The sequence below is a fragment of the Promicromonospora sp. NPDC057138 genome (assembly GCF_042670845.1).
Lineage (GTDB): Bacteria > Actinomycetota > Actinomycetes > Actinomycetales > Cellulomonadaceae > Promicromonospora.
Window position 1 is genome coordinate 1 of the sequence record NZ_JBHUUX010000102.1, and the last position, 13,383, is coordinate 13,383.

13 protein-coding genes are annotated in these 13,383 nt (G+C 73.8%); 7 read left to right on the forward strand and 6 right to left on the reverse strand.

Annotated features, from left to right (window positions below):
* Positions 1–87 precede the first annotated feature (87 nt).
* The 4 genes from ACFT2C_RS27895 to ACFT2C_RS27910 all read left to right on the forward strand — a co-directional run bounded on the left by ACFT2C_RS27895 (position 88) and on the right by ACFT2C_RS27910 (position 5,469).
* On the forward strand, positions 88–639 hold the full coding sequence (locus ACFT2C_RS27895) for an RNA polymerase sigma factor (protein ID WP_377210358.1): 552 nt from the start codon (positions 88–90) through the stop codon (positions 637–639).
* A gap of 103 nt (positions 640–742) precedes the next feature.
* Entirely contained in the window at positions 743–1,681 is a 939-nt protein-coding gene (locus ACFT2C_RS27900) for a hypothetical protein (RefSeq protein WP_377210359.1), read from the forward strand.
* A 68-nt stretch (positions 1,682–1,749) separates the two neighbouring features.
* Positions 1,750–2,193: an OsmC family peroxiredoxin gene (locus tag ACFT2C_RS27905; protein ID WP_377210360.1), complete on the forward strand. Its 444-nt coding sequence runs from the start codon at positions 1,750–1,752 to the stop codon at positions 2,191–2,193.
* A 375-nt stretch (positions 2,194–2,568) separates the two neighbouring features.
* Complete coding sequence (locus ACFT2C_RS27910) at positions 2,569–5,469, forward strand: FAD-binding and (Fe-S)-binding domain-containing protein (protein ID WP_377210370.1); 2,901 nt, start codon at positions 2,569–2,571, stop codon at positions 5,467–5,469.
* A 6-nt stretch (positions 5,470–5,475) separates the two neighbouring features.
* Here the strand turns inward: ACFT2C_RS27910 and ACFT2C_RS27915 are convergent, their stop codons facing one another.
* Positions 5,476–6,009 carry a YcxB family protein gene (locus ACFT2C_RS27915; RefSeq protein ID WP_377210361.1) on the reverse strand — a complete coding sequence of 178 codons (534 nt, stop codon included), beginning with the start codon at positions 6,007–6,009 and terminating at the stop codon, positions 5,476–5,478.
* A 67-nt stretch (positions 6,010–6,076) separates the two neighbouring features.
* Entirely contained in the window at positions 6,077–6,406 is a 330-nt protein-coding gene (locus ACFT2C_RS27920; RefSeq protein ID WP_377210362.1) for a cupin domain-containing protein, read from the reverse strand.
* Positions 6,407–6,500: 94 nt separating this feature from the next.
* On the opposite strand from ACFT2C_RS27920, the gene ACFT2C_RS27925 reads away from it, so the two are divergent.
* Positions 6,501–7,115, forward strand: coding sequence for a nitroreductase family protein (locus ACFT2C_RS27925; RefSeq protein ID WP_377210363.1), 615 nt, complete (start codon positions 6,501–6,503; stop codon positions 7,113–7,115).
* A 78-nt stretch (positions 7,116–7,193) separates the two neighbouring features.
* Here the strand turns inward: ACFT2C_RS27925 and ACFT2C_RS27930 are convergent, their stop codons facing one another.
* Positions 7,194–8,177 carry an aldo/keto reductase gene (locus ACFT2C_RS27930; RefSeq protein ID WP_377210364.1) on the reverse strand — a complete coding sequence of 328 codons (984 nt, stop codon included), beginning with the start codon at positions 8,175–8,177 and terminating at the stop codon, positions 7,194–7,196.
* 89 nt (positions 8,178–8,266) lie between these two features.
* On the opposite strand from ACFT2C_RS27930, the gene ACFT2C_RS27935 reads away from it, so the two are divergent.
* Complete coding sequence (locus tag ACFT2C_RS27935) at positions 8,267–9,799, forward strand: PLP-dependent aminotransferase family protein (protein WP_377210365.1); 1,533 nt, start codon at positions 8,267–8,269, stop codon at positions 9,797–9,799.
* Positions 9,800–9,837: 38 nt separating this feature from the next.
* On the opposite strand, the gene ACFT2C_RS27940 is transcribed toward ACFT2C_RS27935, so the two are convergent.
* Genes ACFT2C_RS27940 through cofD form a run of 3 tightly spaced genes read right to left on the reverse strand, consistent with a single transcriptional unit; the run spans position 9,838 to position 12,834 of the window.
* Positions 9,838–10,980 (reverse strand): FAD-dependent monooxygenase, encoded by a 1,143-nt coding sequence (locus ACFT2C_RS27940; protein ID WP_377210366.1) that lies wholly within the window; start codon positions 10,978–10,980, stop codon positions 9,838–9,840.
* A 55-nt stretch (positions 10,981–11,035) separates the two neighbouring features.
* On the reverse strand, positions 11,036–11,845 hold the full coding sequence (locus tag ACFT2C_RS27945) for an NTP transferase domain-containing protein (RefSeq protein WP_377210367.1): 810 nt from the start codon (positions 11,843–11,845) through the stop codon (positions 11,036–11,038).
* Positions 11,842–12,834, reverse strand: a complete 993-nt coding sequence (gene cofD, locus ACFT2C_RS27950; protein ID WP_377210368.1) for a 2-phospho-L-lactate transferase — start codon at positions 12,832–12,834, stop codon at positions 11,842–11,844. The genes ACFT2C_RS27945 and cofD overlap by 4 nt, the downstream gene beginning before the upstream one ends.
* A 123-nt stretch (positions 12,835–12,957) precedes the next feature.
* On the opposite strand from cofD, the gene ACFT2C_RS27955 reads away from it, so the two are divergent.
* Positions 12,958–13,281, forward strand: coding sequence for an MTH1187 family thiamine-binding protein (locus tag ACFT2C_RS27955; RefSeq protein WP_377210369.1), 324 nt, complete (start codon positions 12,958–12,960; stop codon positions 13,279–13,281).
* Positions 13,282–13,383 lie beyond the last annotated feature (102 nt).

A 13,383-nucleotide genomic window follows, 5' to 3' on the forward strand; every position in this document is an offset into this window, starting at 1 on the left:
CTCGACCACCGGTGGTCGAGCCTGTCGAGACCGCTTTGTTGTGCGGTTCGGGTGCAAGGATGCCGGCGTTCGCGACAGAGTGGGGGCGTGGACGACAGCCCCGGCGCCCCCCACGAGCCGCCGCACGACAGGCCTTCGCACGACGAAGCCTGGTTCAGCGCGCTCTTCGACGCGCACTCGCGCGCCCTGTACTCGTACTTCGTCCGTCGGCTGCCCGACGGCGGCCGCGCCTCCGACGCCGAGGACCTCGCCGCCGAGGTGCTCGCCACGGCGTGGCGCCGCCGCGGCGACGTGCCGGACGGCGCGGAGCTGCCGTGGCTGTACCGCACGGCCGGCTACGTGCTGGCGAACCACCGGCGCAAGATGCGGGCGCTGCCCGTCGCCGTCGTCCCGGACGAGCCGGACGACGTCGACCCCGCGACGTTCGCCGCCGTCGACGACGCGGTACGCAGCGTGCTGGCCCGGCTGTCGCCGCGCGACCGGCGCATCCTGCTGCTGGTCGCCTGGGACGGGCTGTCCGGCGACGATCTGGCCCAGGTGCTGGGCGTCTCGCGCGGCGGCGCCGACGCGGCGCTGTCCCGTGCCCGGGCCCGCCTTCGCGACGCGTGGGACGCCCACGAGCAAGCGGTGGACGCATGAGCACATGTAGAGGGTGTGCGCGGCGGGCAGCCGGGCACGGCACGCGGCTCGGAACCGGGCACGGCACGAGGCACGGCGCGGGGTACGGCAAGGAGGGACAGCGATGAACGAGCACGAGCGACTGGGGGACCCGGCGTTCGACCGCCTGGTGGCGGCGGACCCCGCCAAGCGTGCGCCCGAACCGGTCCAGGGCGTGCTCCGGGCCAAGGTGGACGCGCTGATCGCCGAGCAGACCGAGCATGGGCCGGCCGGCGGTGCCGAGCACGAGGGCGCCCGGCGCGAGTCCGGTGGGTCCGCCGAGCCCGCCGGCCGCGCGGGGTCCGTCGGGCCTGGGCAGGCGGACGAGCTCGCGCTGCGGCGGCACCGCCGTCGGACGCCATGGCTGGTCGCGGCCGCCGTGGCCGGCATCGTCGCGGCGGGCGGAGGCGGCTACGTGGCCGGGGAGTCGGGGCTGGCGATCACGTCGCTGGCGGACACGGCGCCCGAGAGCGGGGCCGACGCGCCGTCGGTGGTCATGGGTGCGCCGGACGCGACCGAGCTCGATGGCCAAGCCGAGTCCGGCTCCGAGGACAACGGCGCAGCCACCTCCGAAGGCCTTGTGCCGCTCCACGCCACCGGCGACCTGCCGACGGCGACCGGGCTCGTGTTCCACGCGGGCGCAGCGCTGTCGGACGCGCCCAGGACGGGGGAGGTGCGCGTCGCCGGGACGTCCGGCGCGAGCCTCGGCTCGTACCCGGTGGTCAGCGAGGTGGAGGCCGTCGAACGGCTGGGCGACCCGCGGTTCGCGGGCGCGGTGCTGGGCTGGTCCCGGCAGGACTCGTCGCGCGAAGCCCCGGAAGCCAGGACCACGCCCGTCCCAGGCGGGCCGGTGGCGTGGCCCGTCGAGGACGTGACCATCGTCTCGGCGACCCTCACCGAGGCGCGCTACACGCTGTCCGACGAGTCGGTGCTGCTCGTCCCCGCCTACGACCTCACCGATGACGAGGGCAGCACGTGGACCGTCATGGCCGTCGCCGAGGAGCTGCTCGACTTCGCACCGTGACGCGACCACCCGGCGGGCGTCGTAGTGTCGGGCACGCAGGAATCCCGAACTTCACAAGGAGTGCAACCATGGCAACACGTACCGCCCGCACCGCTTGGAACGGCACCTTCACGGAGGGGTCTGGTCAGGTCGAGCTGTCGTCGTCGGGCGTGGGGACGTTCGACGTGTCCTGGCCGGCGCGCACGCGCGACGAAGCCGCGGGCGTCACGAGCCCCGAGGAGCTCCTCGCGGCCGCGCACTCGTCGTGCTACACGATGGCGTTCACGAACGAGCTGGGCCAGGCCGGCGGCACGCCGGAGCAGATCGAGGTCACCGCCGACGTGACTCTCGGCCCGGACCCGGCAGGCGGCGTCCGCGTCACCAAGAGCGCGCTGACCGTGCGCGGGTTCGCGACCGGCATCGACGAGGCCGGCTTCAAGGCCGCTGCCGAGGCCGCCAAGCTCGGCTGCCCGATCTCGAAGGCCCTCACGGGCGTAGACCAGATCACGCTGAACGTCACCTTCGAGTCCTGACCCCTCAGTTGAGTGCTGGGTATTTGCGGGATTCGCAGCCGATAACCCGCAAATACCCAGCACTCAACGACAGGTCGGACAGGTGTGCGGTTCGCCGCCCGGGGGTGCGAGAATCGCGAGGTGCCATTGCAGACTCCCGACACCCCGTCCCGGAACGGTATGAGCGACGACCGCCTTGCGCACGGCTCGACGGGCCACACCGCTGACGACGCCGAGGCCGCCCGCGCCGCGCGCGAGAAGGCCGAGGCACGCGCCGCCGAGGACGCGGAACGCCGCCTCGCCGAGAGCGAGGAGCGGCGCAAGGCCGCGCGCCGGGAGGCGGACCACGCCGCCGAGGCCGCGCGCGAGGCGGTGGCCGACGCGCTGCGGACCGCCATGGCCGGCGTCGTCGACACCAGCACGCGCCGCCGCGCCGAGTACTCCACCGACGCGTCCAACTATCGCGTGGTCCCGGAGGGCGTGCTCTTCCCGGAGACCACCGACGACGTCCTCGCGGCGCTCCAGGTGCTCCGCGAGCTCAAGATCCCGATCACGGCGCGCGGCGCCGGCACGTCGGTGGCCGGCAACTCGGTGGGGCCCGGCGTCGTGCTCGACCTGGGGCGGAACCTCAACCGGGTGCTGAGCATCGACCCGGAGCGCCGCACGGCGCGGGTCCAGCCGGGCACGATCATGTCCACCCTCCAGGCGGAGGCCAAGGTCCACGGACTGCGCTTCGGGCCGGACCCGAGCACGCAGAACCGCGCGACGCTCGGCGGCATGATCGGCAACAACGCGTGCGGCCCGCACGCCGTCGCGTACGGGCGCACCGCCGACAACGTGGTCTCGCTCGACGTGATCGACGGCGCCGGACGGCGGTTCACCGCGGGCTCCGGCGATCCCGAGTTCGCGAGCGTGCCCGGCCTCAAGGAGCTGGTCCGGGACAATCTCGCGCTGATCCGCACGGAGTTCGGGCGGTTCGGGCGCCAGGTGTCGGGCTACTCGCTGGAGCACCTCCTGCCCGAGAACGGCTCGAATCTCGCCCGCGCCCTCGTGGGCACCGAGGGCACGCTCGTCACGGTCCTGGAGGCCGAGCTCAACCTGGTGGAGACGCCGGGCGCGCCCACGCTCGTCGTCCTCGGCTACCCCGACATGGCCACAGCAGCCGACGACGTGCCCCGGCTCCTGGACCACAAGCCGCTCGCGATCGAGGGGCTGGACGCCCGCCTGGTCGACGTCGTGCGGCGCGCCAAGGGCGCCGAGTCCGTCCCGGCCCTGCCCGAAGGCGCTGGCTGGCTCATGATCGAGGTCGGCGGCTCGTCGCAGGCCGAGGCCCTGGGCCGCGCGGACGCGATAGTCGCGGCGTCGACGGCGCTGGACTCCGTGGTCCTGCCCGCGGGTTCGGACGCCACCAAGATGTGGCAGATCCGTGCCGACGGCGCCGGGCTCGCCGGTCGTACGCCCGCCGGGGAGCAGGCGTGGCCCGGCTGGGAGGACTCCGCGGTGCCGCCCGAGAAGCTGGGGCCGTACCTGCGCGACCTGCAGGCGCTCATGGACCGGTACGGCGTCGACGGCCTGCCGTACGGGCACTTCGGCGACGGGTGCGTGCACCTCCGGATCGACATCCCGCTGGAGACCTCGGGGTCGGTGCTGCGGACCTTCATGATCGAGGCGGCGGAGCTCGTCGCCAGCTACGGCGGGTCGCTGTCCGGCGAGCACGGCGACGGCCGCGCCCGGTCCGAGCTGCTGCCGCTCATCTACTCGCCCGAGGCGATAGCGCTGATGGAGCGGTTCAAGGCCCTGTTCGACCCGAAGGACCTGCTCAACCCGGGCGTCGTCGTGCGGCCGCGGGCCGTCGACGTCGACCTCCGGCGCCCTCAGGCGGCCCCCGTGCGCGCCAAGCTTCCGCTCGTCGGCAAGGGCTCGGGGCACGGCGTCCGCCGCAAGTCCGGGTATGAGGGGTTCTCGTTCGCGCACGACCACAACGACCTGTCGACGGCGGTGCACCGCTGCGTGGGCGTGGGCAAGTGCCGGGCCGACACCTCGGCGTCGGGCGGCTTCATGTGCCCCAGCTACCAGGCCACGAAGGACGAGAAGGACGTGACCCGCGGGCGCGCCCGCGTGCTGCAGGAGGCGGTGAACGGGACGCTCGTCGGGGGACTGTCCGCGCCCGAGGTGCGGGAGTCGCTGGACCTGTGCCTGTCCTGCAAGGCGTGCTCGAGCGACTGCCCGGCCGGCGTCGACATGGCGCAGTACAAGTCGGAGGTCCTGTACCGGACCTACCGCGGCAAGCTGCGCCCCGTCGACCACTACGCCCTGGGCTGGCTGCCGCGCTGGGCCCGGCTCGCCGGCGCCGTCCCCGAGCTGGTCAACCGCCTGCTGGGCGTGAAGTGGATCGGCAAGGCGGTGCTGTGGGCGGGCGGCATGGATACCCGCCGCTCGATGCCGAAGTTCGCCGAGGTCCCGTTCCGGCAGTGGTGGGCGCGCGGCGGCGCGACGCACGGCGTGCCCGGGCTGCGCGTGATCTCGGAGCCCGGCCTCGGCGTGCCGGGGCGCGAGGGCCCGACGGCGGCCCGGCTCGCGACCAAGCCCAAGGTCGTGCTCTGGACGGACTCGTTCAGCGACGCGCTCTCGCCCTCGGTGCCGCAGGCGGCGCTGAAGGTGCTGACCTCCGCCGGGTTCGACGTCATCGTGCCCGACGAGCAGGCGTGCTGCGGCTTGACCTGGATCTCGACGGGCCAGCTCGACGGCGCCCGGCGCCGCCTGCTCAAGCTGCTGGAGGTGCTCGGGCCGTACGCCGTGAACGGCATCCCGATCATGGGGCTGGAGCCGTCCTGCACGGCGGTGCTGCGCTCCGACCTGCTCGACCTGTTCCCGGACGACCCGCGCGCCCAGGCCGTCGCGCGCATGACGCGGACGGCGGCCGAGCTGCTGACCTCTGACGACGTGCCGGACGAGTGGGAGATGCCCTCCCTGGCGGACGTGTCCGCCGTCGTGCAGCCGCACTGCCACCAGCACTCGGTGATGGGCTACGAGGCCGACCAGAACCTGCTCGAGAAGGGCGGCGCGCAGATCGAGGTCCTCGCGGGCTGCTGCGGCCTGGCCGGCAACTTCGGGATGCAGAAGGGGCACTACGAGACGTCGGTGGCGGTCGCGGAGAACGCGCTGCTGCCCGCGCTGCGTGACGCCGCCCCCGGGACCACGTACCTGGCCGACGGCTTCTCCTGCCGCACCCAGGCGCTGGACCTCATGGGCGTGGAGGGCAAGTCGCTGCTGGAGGTCATCGCGGACCGCCTGTAGGGGCGGTCAGCGCCGGTGAAGCTTGCCGACCTTGGTCGTGATGAGCTCGCGGATCGCAGCGTGGTCCTCGAGCGGGAAAGCGCTCTTCGGAAAGATGCACACCGCCGTCGTCCCGCCCAGCCGGATGACGAGGTGGAAAGCCGAGCCGGTCTCGACCGCCTTCCTGACCAGCGGCCACGTGTACGACGTCGAGGCTTCGGTCCCGGTGTACGCAATGTGTTCGGTGTCCAGCCGGAGCCGGTAGCCGTCCGACAGCGCGGTCCGCCAGTGATGCCAGGCAAGCAGATCAGGGACGAACCCGAGCAGGAAGCTCAGCACGATGATCGGCAGCCATATCGTGGTAGCCACGTACTCGGTCCCGGTGGACTCGACGTGGATGATGGTCAGCACGGTGGAGGCGATCACGATGATCACGGACAGCCAGCGGATCGCCTTGGTCGTGGGCAGCAGCCCCAGGCCCTCGCGGTAGTTCGACATCGTCAAGTGCAGCTCGGCCTCGAAGACGCGCTGGGCCGAGACGTCGGCGGTTGGTTCGCTCACGCCTGGATCCTGGCACGGCTCGCGCGCCGGGAACCGCCGTCGGGCAGGAATACCCGGGTGAATCGGCCTACTCCAGCCACTCCGTCTCGAACCGGTCGTTCGCGTGGATGTGGACCGCCTCGTAGAGGTCCGCGCCGAGGGTCCGGAACTTGTGCGGCACCATCGCCTGGACCACGAGGATCTCGCCGCCCCCGGCCTCGAACTCCCGGCCGTCCACGGTGAACAGCGCCCGGCCGGACCGGATCACGAAGGTCTCGGAGTAGGGGTGCCGGTGCAGGCGGGGGCCCGTGCCGTCCTGGGCCACCCGCTCGAAGATGATGGAGACCTCGGAACCGTGGAGGTACCCCTCGAAGTTGCCGTGCGGCAGCGTTGCCTGCTCGATCGCCTGAAGAGTCATGCATTCCAGACTGGCGCGCGCACCGCCGTCGGGCAACGGGATTCGCCGACGCCCGAAGGGCGGGCGGGAAGCGCAAGTGGGGGACTATGCACGCATGGAATTCCAGGACGTCGTCCGCAAGCGGCGGATGCACCGCAAGTTCACCGACGAGCCCGTGCCCGCCGAGGCGGTCGAGCGCATCACCCGCAACGCCGTCCGCGCCCCGAGCGCGGGGTTCAGCCAGGGCTGGGCGTTCGTGGTGCTGGAGACCGCCGAGGACCGGGACCGCTTCTGGGCGGCGTCCACGCCCCAGGCGGCGGAGCGCTCGGGGCGCGACATGTCGGCCTGGCTCGCCGGGATGCGGACCGCGCAGGTGATCGTGCTGGCGCTCGCGTCCAAGGCCGCCTACCTGGAGCGGTACGCCGAGCAGGACAAGGGCTGGACGGACCTCGACGAGGCCCGCTGGCCAGTTCCGTTCTGGCACATCGACGTCGGCATGGCGTCGCTGCTCATGCTGCAGACCGCCGTCGACGAGGGGCTGGGCGCGTGCTTCTTCGGCGTCCCGCCGGAGCATGTGGGGGCGGTCCGGGCCGAGCTCGGCATCCCGGACGAGTTCGAGATCACCGGCGTCGTCGCCGTCGGGCATCCGGCCGACGGCGGCGCCAAAGGCTCGCCCACCCGCCGCAAGCGCAAGCCCCAGGAAGAGGTGATCCACCGAGGCGGCTGGTGAACAGGCTTGGCTGTGAGCGCGATCGTTGCGCCTAAAACCGGCGCGTAGTCGCAACGATCACGCCCACAACCAAGAAGGTCAGGCTGCGTCGAGGCGGGCTCGGGTCTCGTCGTCCAGGACCAGGTCCGCCGCGCCGAGGGCCTCGTCGAGCTGCGCCACACTGCTCGCCCCGAACACCGGGATCACCGGCACCTCGCCGCCCAGGAGCCAGGCGAGGGCCACCTGGTTCGGCGTCGCCCCGATCTCGGCGGCGACGGCGCGCAGCTCCGCGATCCGCGCGCGGGACCCCGCGTGGTCCGCCCCGTCCCGGAGCGGCTTGTCGTCCCGGGTGAACACGCCCTGGTGCAGCGGGGAGTACGCCATGACGGTGAGACCGGGGCGGTCGGCCGTGCCTGTGGACCGGGCATAGTCGAGCAGCTCGGGCGTCGCCCAGTTGCCCCGGATCGGCTGCGGCCGCGGGTACACGTAGCTGTAGCTCTGCTGCACCGCGCCGTACGGCGCGACGCCCAGCCGGGCAGCGGTCTCCCGCGCCTCGACCACCCGCCACAGCGCGACGTTGGAGATGCCCGGGATGCCGACCACCCCGTCGGAGACCAGCTTGCCGAACGCCCCGACCGTCTCCACCAGCGGCGTCTCCAGGTCGTCGACGTGCCCGTACAGCACGTCGATGTGGTCGACGCCGAGGTGGCGCAGGCTCTCGTGCGCCTCCCGGTCGATCGTCGAGGCGGACAGCCCCTGGTAGTTGGTGGGCGGCGTGTTCGACAGCGGCAGGCTCGGGTCCTTCTTCGCCGCGCCCAGCTTGGTCGCGATCCGCAGGCCGTCCCGGTTGCCCCGGGAGGCCAGCCAGCGCCCGAGCACGTCCTCGGAGTCGCGGCCGTAGCCGCCGACCCACGCGTTGTAGTTGTTGGCGGTGTCGAGGAACGTGCCACCGGCCTCGACGAACCGGTCCAGGATCGCGAACGACGTCTCCTCGTCGGTCCGCGTGCCCATGAACATGGTGCCCAGGCACAGCGTCGACACCTCGAACGACGTGTGCCCGCCTGCCAGCGTGCGGTACTGCATGGTCTGCTCCTTCGGCCTGATTGTCCCGAGCCTCCGCCCGGCACTCACCACGCTAGGCAGCGATCGGTCTGGTGCTACGGTCCAATGCCATGGCAGCAGGCCAGACCAATTCCGCCTCCGATGTACTGATCGCCCTCGCGCCCGGGCCCGGCGCGCTGCGCCACCGGCTGGAGGAGGCGATCCTCGAGGGCATCGCCTCCCGCCGCCTGACGCCCGGCACGGCCCTGCCGCCCAGCCGGGCGCTCGCCGACGCGCTGGGCATCTCCCGCTGGGTGGTCACCGAGGCGTACGGGCACCTGGTGGGCAAGGGGATCCTGGAGGCCCGCACGGGCTCGGCGACCCGGGTCGCGGCACCTGTGCCCGACGGCGCAGCGGGCACCCGGGCGGACGTTGCACCCGGGCGGCCGGGTCGCCCGGGCACGGCTGCCCCGACGAGGCGTCGCCCGGGTGGTGACCGGACGACGGCGGGCGCGCGGCCGCCGTCGGGCACGGGACTGGAGCGCGCGCCGCAGCGCGCCACGCACGACCTCGCGCCCGGCGTCCCCGACCTGCGGCACGTGCCCCGCGAGGCCTGGCTGCGGGCGGCCCGGGACGCGCTCGCCGAGGCGACCAACCAGGACCTGGGCGGGCAGCCGGCCGCGGGGCACCCCGCGGCGCGCGCGGCGGTGGCGACCCACCTGGGGCGCGCCCGGATCGTGTCCGGGCCGGACGCCGCCGTGGTGCTCACCCGGGGCGCCGCGGACGGCATGTCGCGGATCGCCGCCGCCCTGGCCGACGCCGGCCACACTCACCTGCTCGTCGAGGACCCGAGCTGGGCCCCGCTGCGCGACGTCGCGGCGGCCGCCGGACTCACCCCCGTCCCGGTCCCGGTGGACGACGCCGGGATCTCCACGGACGGCCTGCGCGCTTCCGCCGGCCGCACCGGCGCGCGGGCCGTGCTGCTCACCCCGGCGCACCAGTTCCCGCTGGGCGCGGTGCTGTCGGACGAGCGCCGGGCGGCCGTCGTCGCCTGGGCGCAGGAGGTCGACGGGCTCGTCATCGAGGACGACTACGACGCCGAGTTCCGCTATGACCGCCGGCCCGTGCCGGCGCTGCAGGGGCTCGACCCCGACCGGGTGCTGCTGCTCGGCTCGACGAGCAAGACGCTGTCGCCGGCGTTCGGGATCGGCTGGATGGTGGTGCCCGAGCGGTGGCGCGCCGCGGTGCTGGAGGTGTCGGTCCGGCGCGGGCCGACGCCGGGCCCGGCGACTCTGGACCAGCTCACGCTCGCGCGGTTCGTGGGCGGCGGCGCGTACGCGCGGCACCTGCGCGCCGCCCGCACCCGCTACGCCCGACGCCGGGCCGCGCTCCTGGCCGCCCTCGACCGCGAGCTGCCCGGCGCGCCGGTCGGCGGGATCGCCGCCGGGATGCACGTGACGGTGGACCTGGCCGGGATCGACGCCGCCGACGTCGTCCGCGAGGGCGCCGCGCGCGACGTCGCGCTGGTCGACCTGCGGCGGTACCAGGCAGCGCCGTCGGCCAGGTCGACCATGCTCGTCGTCGGCTACGGCAACCTGGCCGACGCGCGCCTCGACGAGGCAGTCCGGAGCCTGCGTGCTGCGGTCGAGGCCGCCGCGCACTGACGGCTCACGGCGCTGTGCTGATCACGGCACCCTGCTCATCAGGGTTCCCGGGAGACCAGGTCCGAGATGATCCGGTGCATGCCCGGCACGTCGCCGCGCTCGTGGGCCAGCAGCCAGCCCGCTATCCGGTTCGACACCTCGACGACGGTGGTCACGCGAGCGACCCGGCGCTCGTGGAACTCGGCCCACATCTCGTCGGTCAGGGCGTCGTGCCTGGTCAGCACGTCGCTCAGCACGACGGCGTCCTCCAGGGACTGGGCGGCGCCCTGCGCCACGGTGGGCGGGCAGGAGTGCGCGGCGTCGCCGACGATGACCACGCGGCCGCGGTTCCACGGCTCGGCGACGACATGGCTGGTGAACCACGTGTAGTTGACGTGCTCCACGCCCTGTTCGAGCTGGGCTCGGATGCCGTTCCAGTGGGCGCCGTAGGGGCGGGCCAGCTCGGCCATGATCCGGGAGCCCTCGGCGGCCGTCATGTCCTGCCGGTCCTGCTTGTCCTCGACCAGGTAGGCGTACATCGTGTCCGCGCCCGTGGGACTGAAGCCCGCGATGTAGCACGGGCCGCCGAACACGAGCTCCAGGTGGTCCGCCTCGGCCGGCCGCCTGACGAACGCCCGGAAGATGCCCATCCCGTTCGGCTCGGGCCTGGTCTCGATGCCGATCAGCTCGCGGACCGCGGAGCCGAGGCCGTCCGCCCCGACGACGAGCTCGTGGGTCGCCCGCTCCGGGCCGGCGTCCGTCGCGAGGGTGAGCGTGACGGCGTCGTCGGCCTGGCTCACCGCCGTGACCCGGGCGCCGAAACGGACCGTGGCGCCGAGCGCCCGCGCGCGGGCCAGCAGGATCTCCGCCAGGTCGGGGCGGTACATGCCCGCCGCCGACGGGTAGCCGGGGCCGCCCATCTTGTTCTCGGGCATCTCGGCGATCAGGGGCGCCTCCGGCCCGGGCGCGCGGATGCCGAGCAGGTCGAACGGGAACGACCTGGCCCGCACCTCGTCCCAGACGCCGAGCCGGTCGAGGGCCCGCAGCGCATTGCCCTGCAGCGTGATGCCGGACCCGAGGGCGCCCAGGCTCGGCTTCGCCTCGTACACGACGACGTCGGTCCCGGCCTCGGCCAGCAGGACGGCGGTCGCGAGCCCCGCGGCCCCGGCGCCCACGATCCCGACGTTCCGCACAGCGTTCACGGTGCCTCCCCGGTCGGCCTGGGATCCACGAGGAAAGCCCTCGATATCACGCAAACTACAGCAGACCGGGCACCTGCTGGCCGACGGCGGCGCGGACCTCGCCCGGAAGCTGCGACCAGTCGTCGGCGGTGTCCAGGTCGACGGCGGTGCCCGGCCGGTGCACCACCGTGACGCCCAGCCCGCGGGCCTCCGCCTCCGCGAGATGCGCCGCGAGCGAGCCGACGCCGAACCGGAACCGCAAGCCGGGGTCCTGGTCCCGACCGCCGTCGAGACCCGGGCCTCTCCGCTGTGCGGCTGCGGGAGCGACCTCGGCCTCGAAGGGGAGCAGCAGGAGGTTCGTGCCCGACCGGTACCGGTCCGTCGCGATCACGACCGGGGCGTCCTCTGCGAGCAGGGCCGCCACGTCCTCCGGGGTCAGGGCGGGCAGGTCGGCGTGCGCGACGAGGAGGCGGGCGGCCGCGGGGCCTGGCGTCCCGGGAGCCGCCGCACCTGGACCCTCCGTCTCCGAGCTGCGCGCCGCGAGCACCTCCCGGGCATGCTCCAGGGCCGCGTTCAGCCCCGGCCGGTCGGCCGGCTGCTCCAGCACCTCGACCTCCAGCCCGGCCAGGGTCTCCCGCGTGAAGACCGGGTCCGCCGTCACCACGACCACCCGCCCGATCCCGTCGGCGGCGAGCAGCGTCGTCACCACGTGCCGCGCCAGCACCCGGACCAGCCGGCGCCGCGAGCCGGCGTCGAGCACCGAGGCCAGCCGCGACTTGCCGGAGACGCCGTCCCGGAGCGGCACCACCGCCGTCGTGCCCGGCGTCGTACCCGCGGCCGCGCCCGCCGTCGTACCCCCAGCGGGCCGGGCGACGCCGCTGGTCACGCCAGCGCCAGCAGCTCGCGAGCCAGGCGCTCGCGGCCGGGCGGCCCGCCCATGACGGTGTCGGTGACGTGCACGGTGAGGCCGAGGTCGGCGACGGGTCCGGCGAGGCGCGCGTCGCGCTCGTCGATCACCATCACGTCCACGAGGTCCGCATAGATCCGGGCCACACCCAGGGCCGACACCTCGTGCCCGAGGCTCTCCAGGATCTGGGCGGCCGGGCCCTTGATCGCCTGCCCGCCCACGATCGGGCTCACCGCGACACGCCGGCCCGGGGCCATCGCCAGCGCCTCCCGGACGCCGCGCACCGCGAGCAGCGGCTCGATCGACAGGAACGGGTTGGACGGCGCGAGCACCACCAGCTCGGCGGCCAGCGCGTCGAGGACACCGGGGGCGGGGCGGGCGGCGTCGGCCCCGGCGAAGTGCAGGCCGAGGACGGCGTCCGCGTGCTGCCGCCCCACGAAGTACTCCTGGAACCCGAGCCGGCCCGACGGGGTGTCGACGAAGGTCGCGAGGCGGTCGTCGGTGACCGGCAGGACCCGCGGTCGGACGCCCATCGCGCGGGCGAGGTGCGCCGTGACGGCGGACAGCTTCTCGCCGTGGTGCAGGCGCGCGGTGCGCACGATGTGCGTGGCGAGGTCGCGGTCGCCGAGCGTGAACCACGTGTCCTCGCCCAGGTCCTTCAGCGCGGAGAGGGTCGCGTAGGACTCGCCGCGCAGGCCCCAGCCCCGGTCCTCGTCGTTCAGCCCGGCGAGGGTGTACACGACGGTGTCGATGTCGGGGGAGATGGACAGGCCGTGCAGCTCGGTGTCGTCGCCGACGTTCACGACGACGGTCAGCGGCGGTGCCGGCGCCGGTCTCGGAACCGGGCCTCCGTCGGGGGCGGACGGCGTCGTGGTGGGTGTCTCGGTGAGGGCCGCGCGCAGCGCGAGATCCAGGCCGTGCGCGAGCCGCGCACCGCCGACCCCGCCCGCGAGGAGGGTGACGTTCACGCGTCGAGCCTACGTGCGCAGCGGTTCTGTCAGAACCTCCCATATGTGTCGCACAGGTCACCCGGGCGACCCGCACGTCCGACGCGTGTGCGGCGGTCCGACGGGTGGGGGCAGGATGGGCACATGGCTCTCTTCGCGTTCTCCGTCGCCCCCATGACCTCCGGCGAGTCCGTCGCCGACGCCGTCGCCGAGGCTGTCCGCATTGTCCGGGAGTCGGGCCTCCCGAACCGGACCACCTCGATGTTCACCGAGATCGAGGGGTCATGGGACGAGGTGATGCCGGTGATCCAGCGCGCCACCGACGCCGTGTCCCGCGGCGGGCACCGGGTGTCGCTCGTGATCAAGGCCGACATCCGCCCGGGCGCTCCGGCCGGGCAGATCGAGAGCAAGATCGCCCGGGTCGAGGAGCGCCTGGCGGCCGACGAGTCGGAGACGGGCCACTCCTGAGCTTCCGTTGGTCGAGCTTGTCGAGACCCCGGGGGGGGCGAGCGGGGTCCACCTAATGGGCCAAAAAACTCAGGGGGCTGTGGGGGGGCCCGGGGGGGGCGC

What these genes read in the sequence shown, in the direction of transcription:
- ACFT2C_RS27900 (WP_377210359.1), top strand. Translation starts at nt 743, where the DNA reads ATGAACGAGCACGAGCGACTGGGGGACCCGGCGTTCGACCGCCTGGTG.
- ACFT2C_RS27905 (WP_377210360.1), top strand. Translation starts at nt 1,750, where the DNA reads ATGGCAACACGTACCGCCCGCACCGCTTGGAACGGCACCTTCACGGAG.
- ACFT2C_RS27910 (WP_377210370.1), top strand. Translation starts at nt 2,569, where the DNA reads ATGGCCGGCGTCGTCGACACCAGCACGCGCCGCCGCGCCGAGTACTCC.
- ACFT2C_RS27920 (WP_377210362.1), bottom strand. Translation starts at nt 6,406, where the DNA reads ATGACTCTTCAGGCGATCGAGCAGGCAACGCTGCCGCACGGCAACTTC.
- ACFT2C_RS27925 (WP_377210363.1), top strand. Translation starts at nt 6,501, where the DNA reads ATGGAATTCCAGGACGTCGTCCGCAAGCGGCGGATGCACCGCAAGTTC.
- ACFT2C_RS27930 (WP_377210364.1), bottom strand. Translation starts at nt 8,177, where the DNA reads ATGCAGTACCGCACGCTGGCAGGCGGGCACACGTCGTTCGAGGTGTCG.
- ACFT2C_RS27935 (WP_377210365.1), top strand. Translation starts at nt 8,267, where the DNA reads ATGGCAGCAGGCCAGACCAATTCCGCCTCCGATGTACTGATCGCCCTC.
- ACFT2C_RS27955 (WP_377210369.1), top strand. Translation starts at nt 12,958, where the DNA reads ATGGCTCTCTTCGCGTTCTCCGTCGCCCCCATGACCTCCGGCGAGTCC.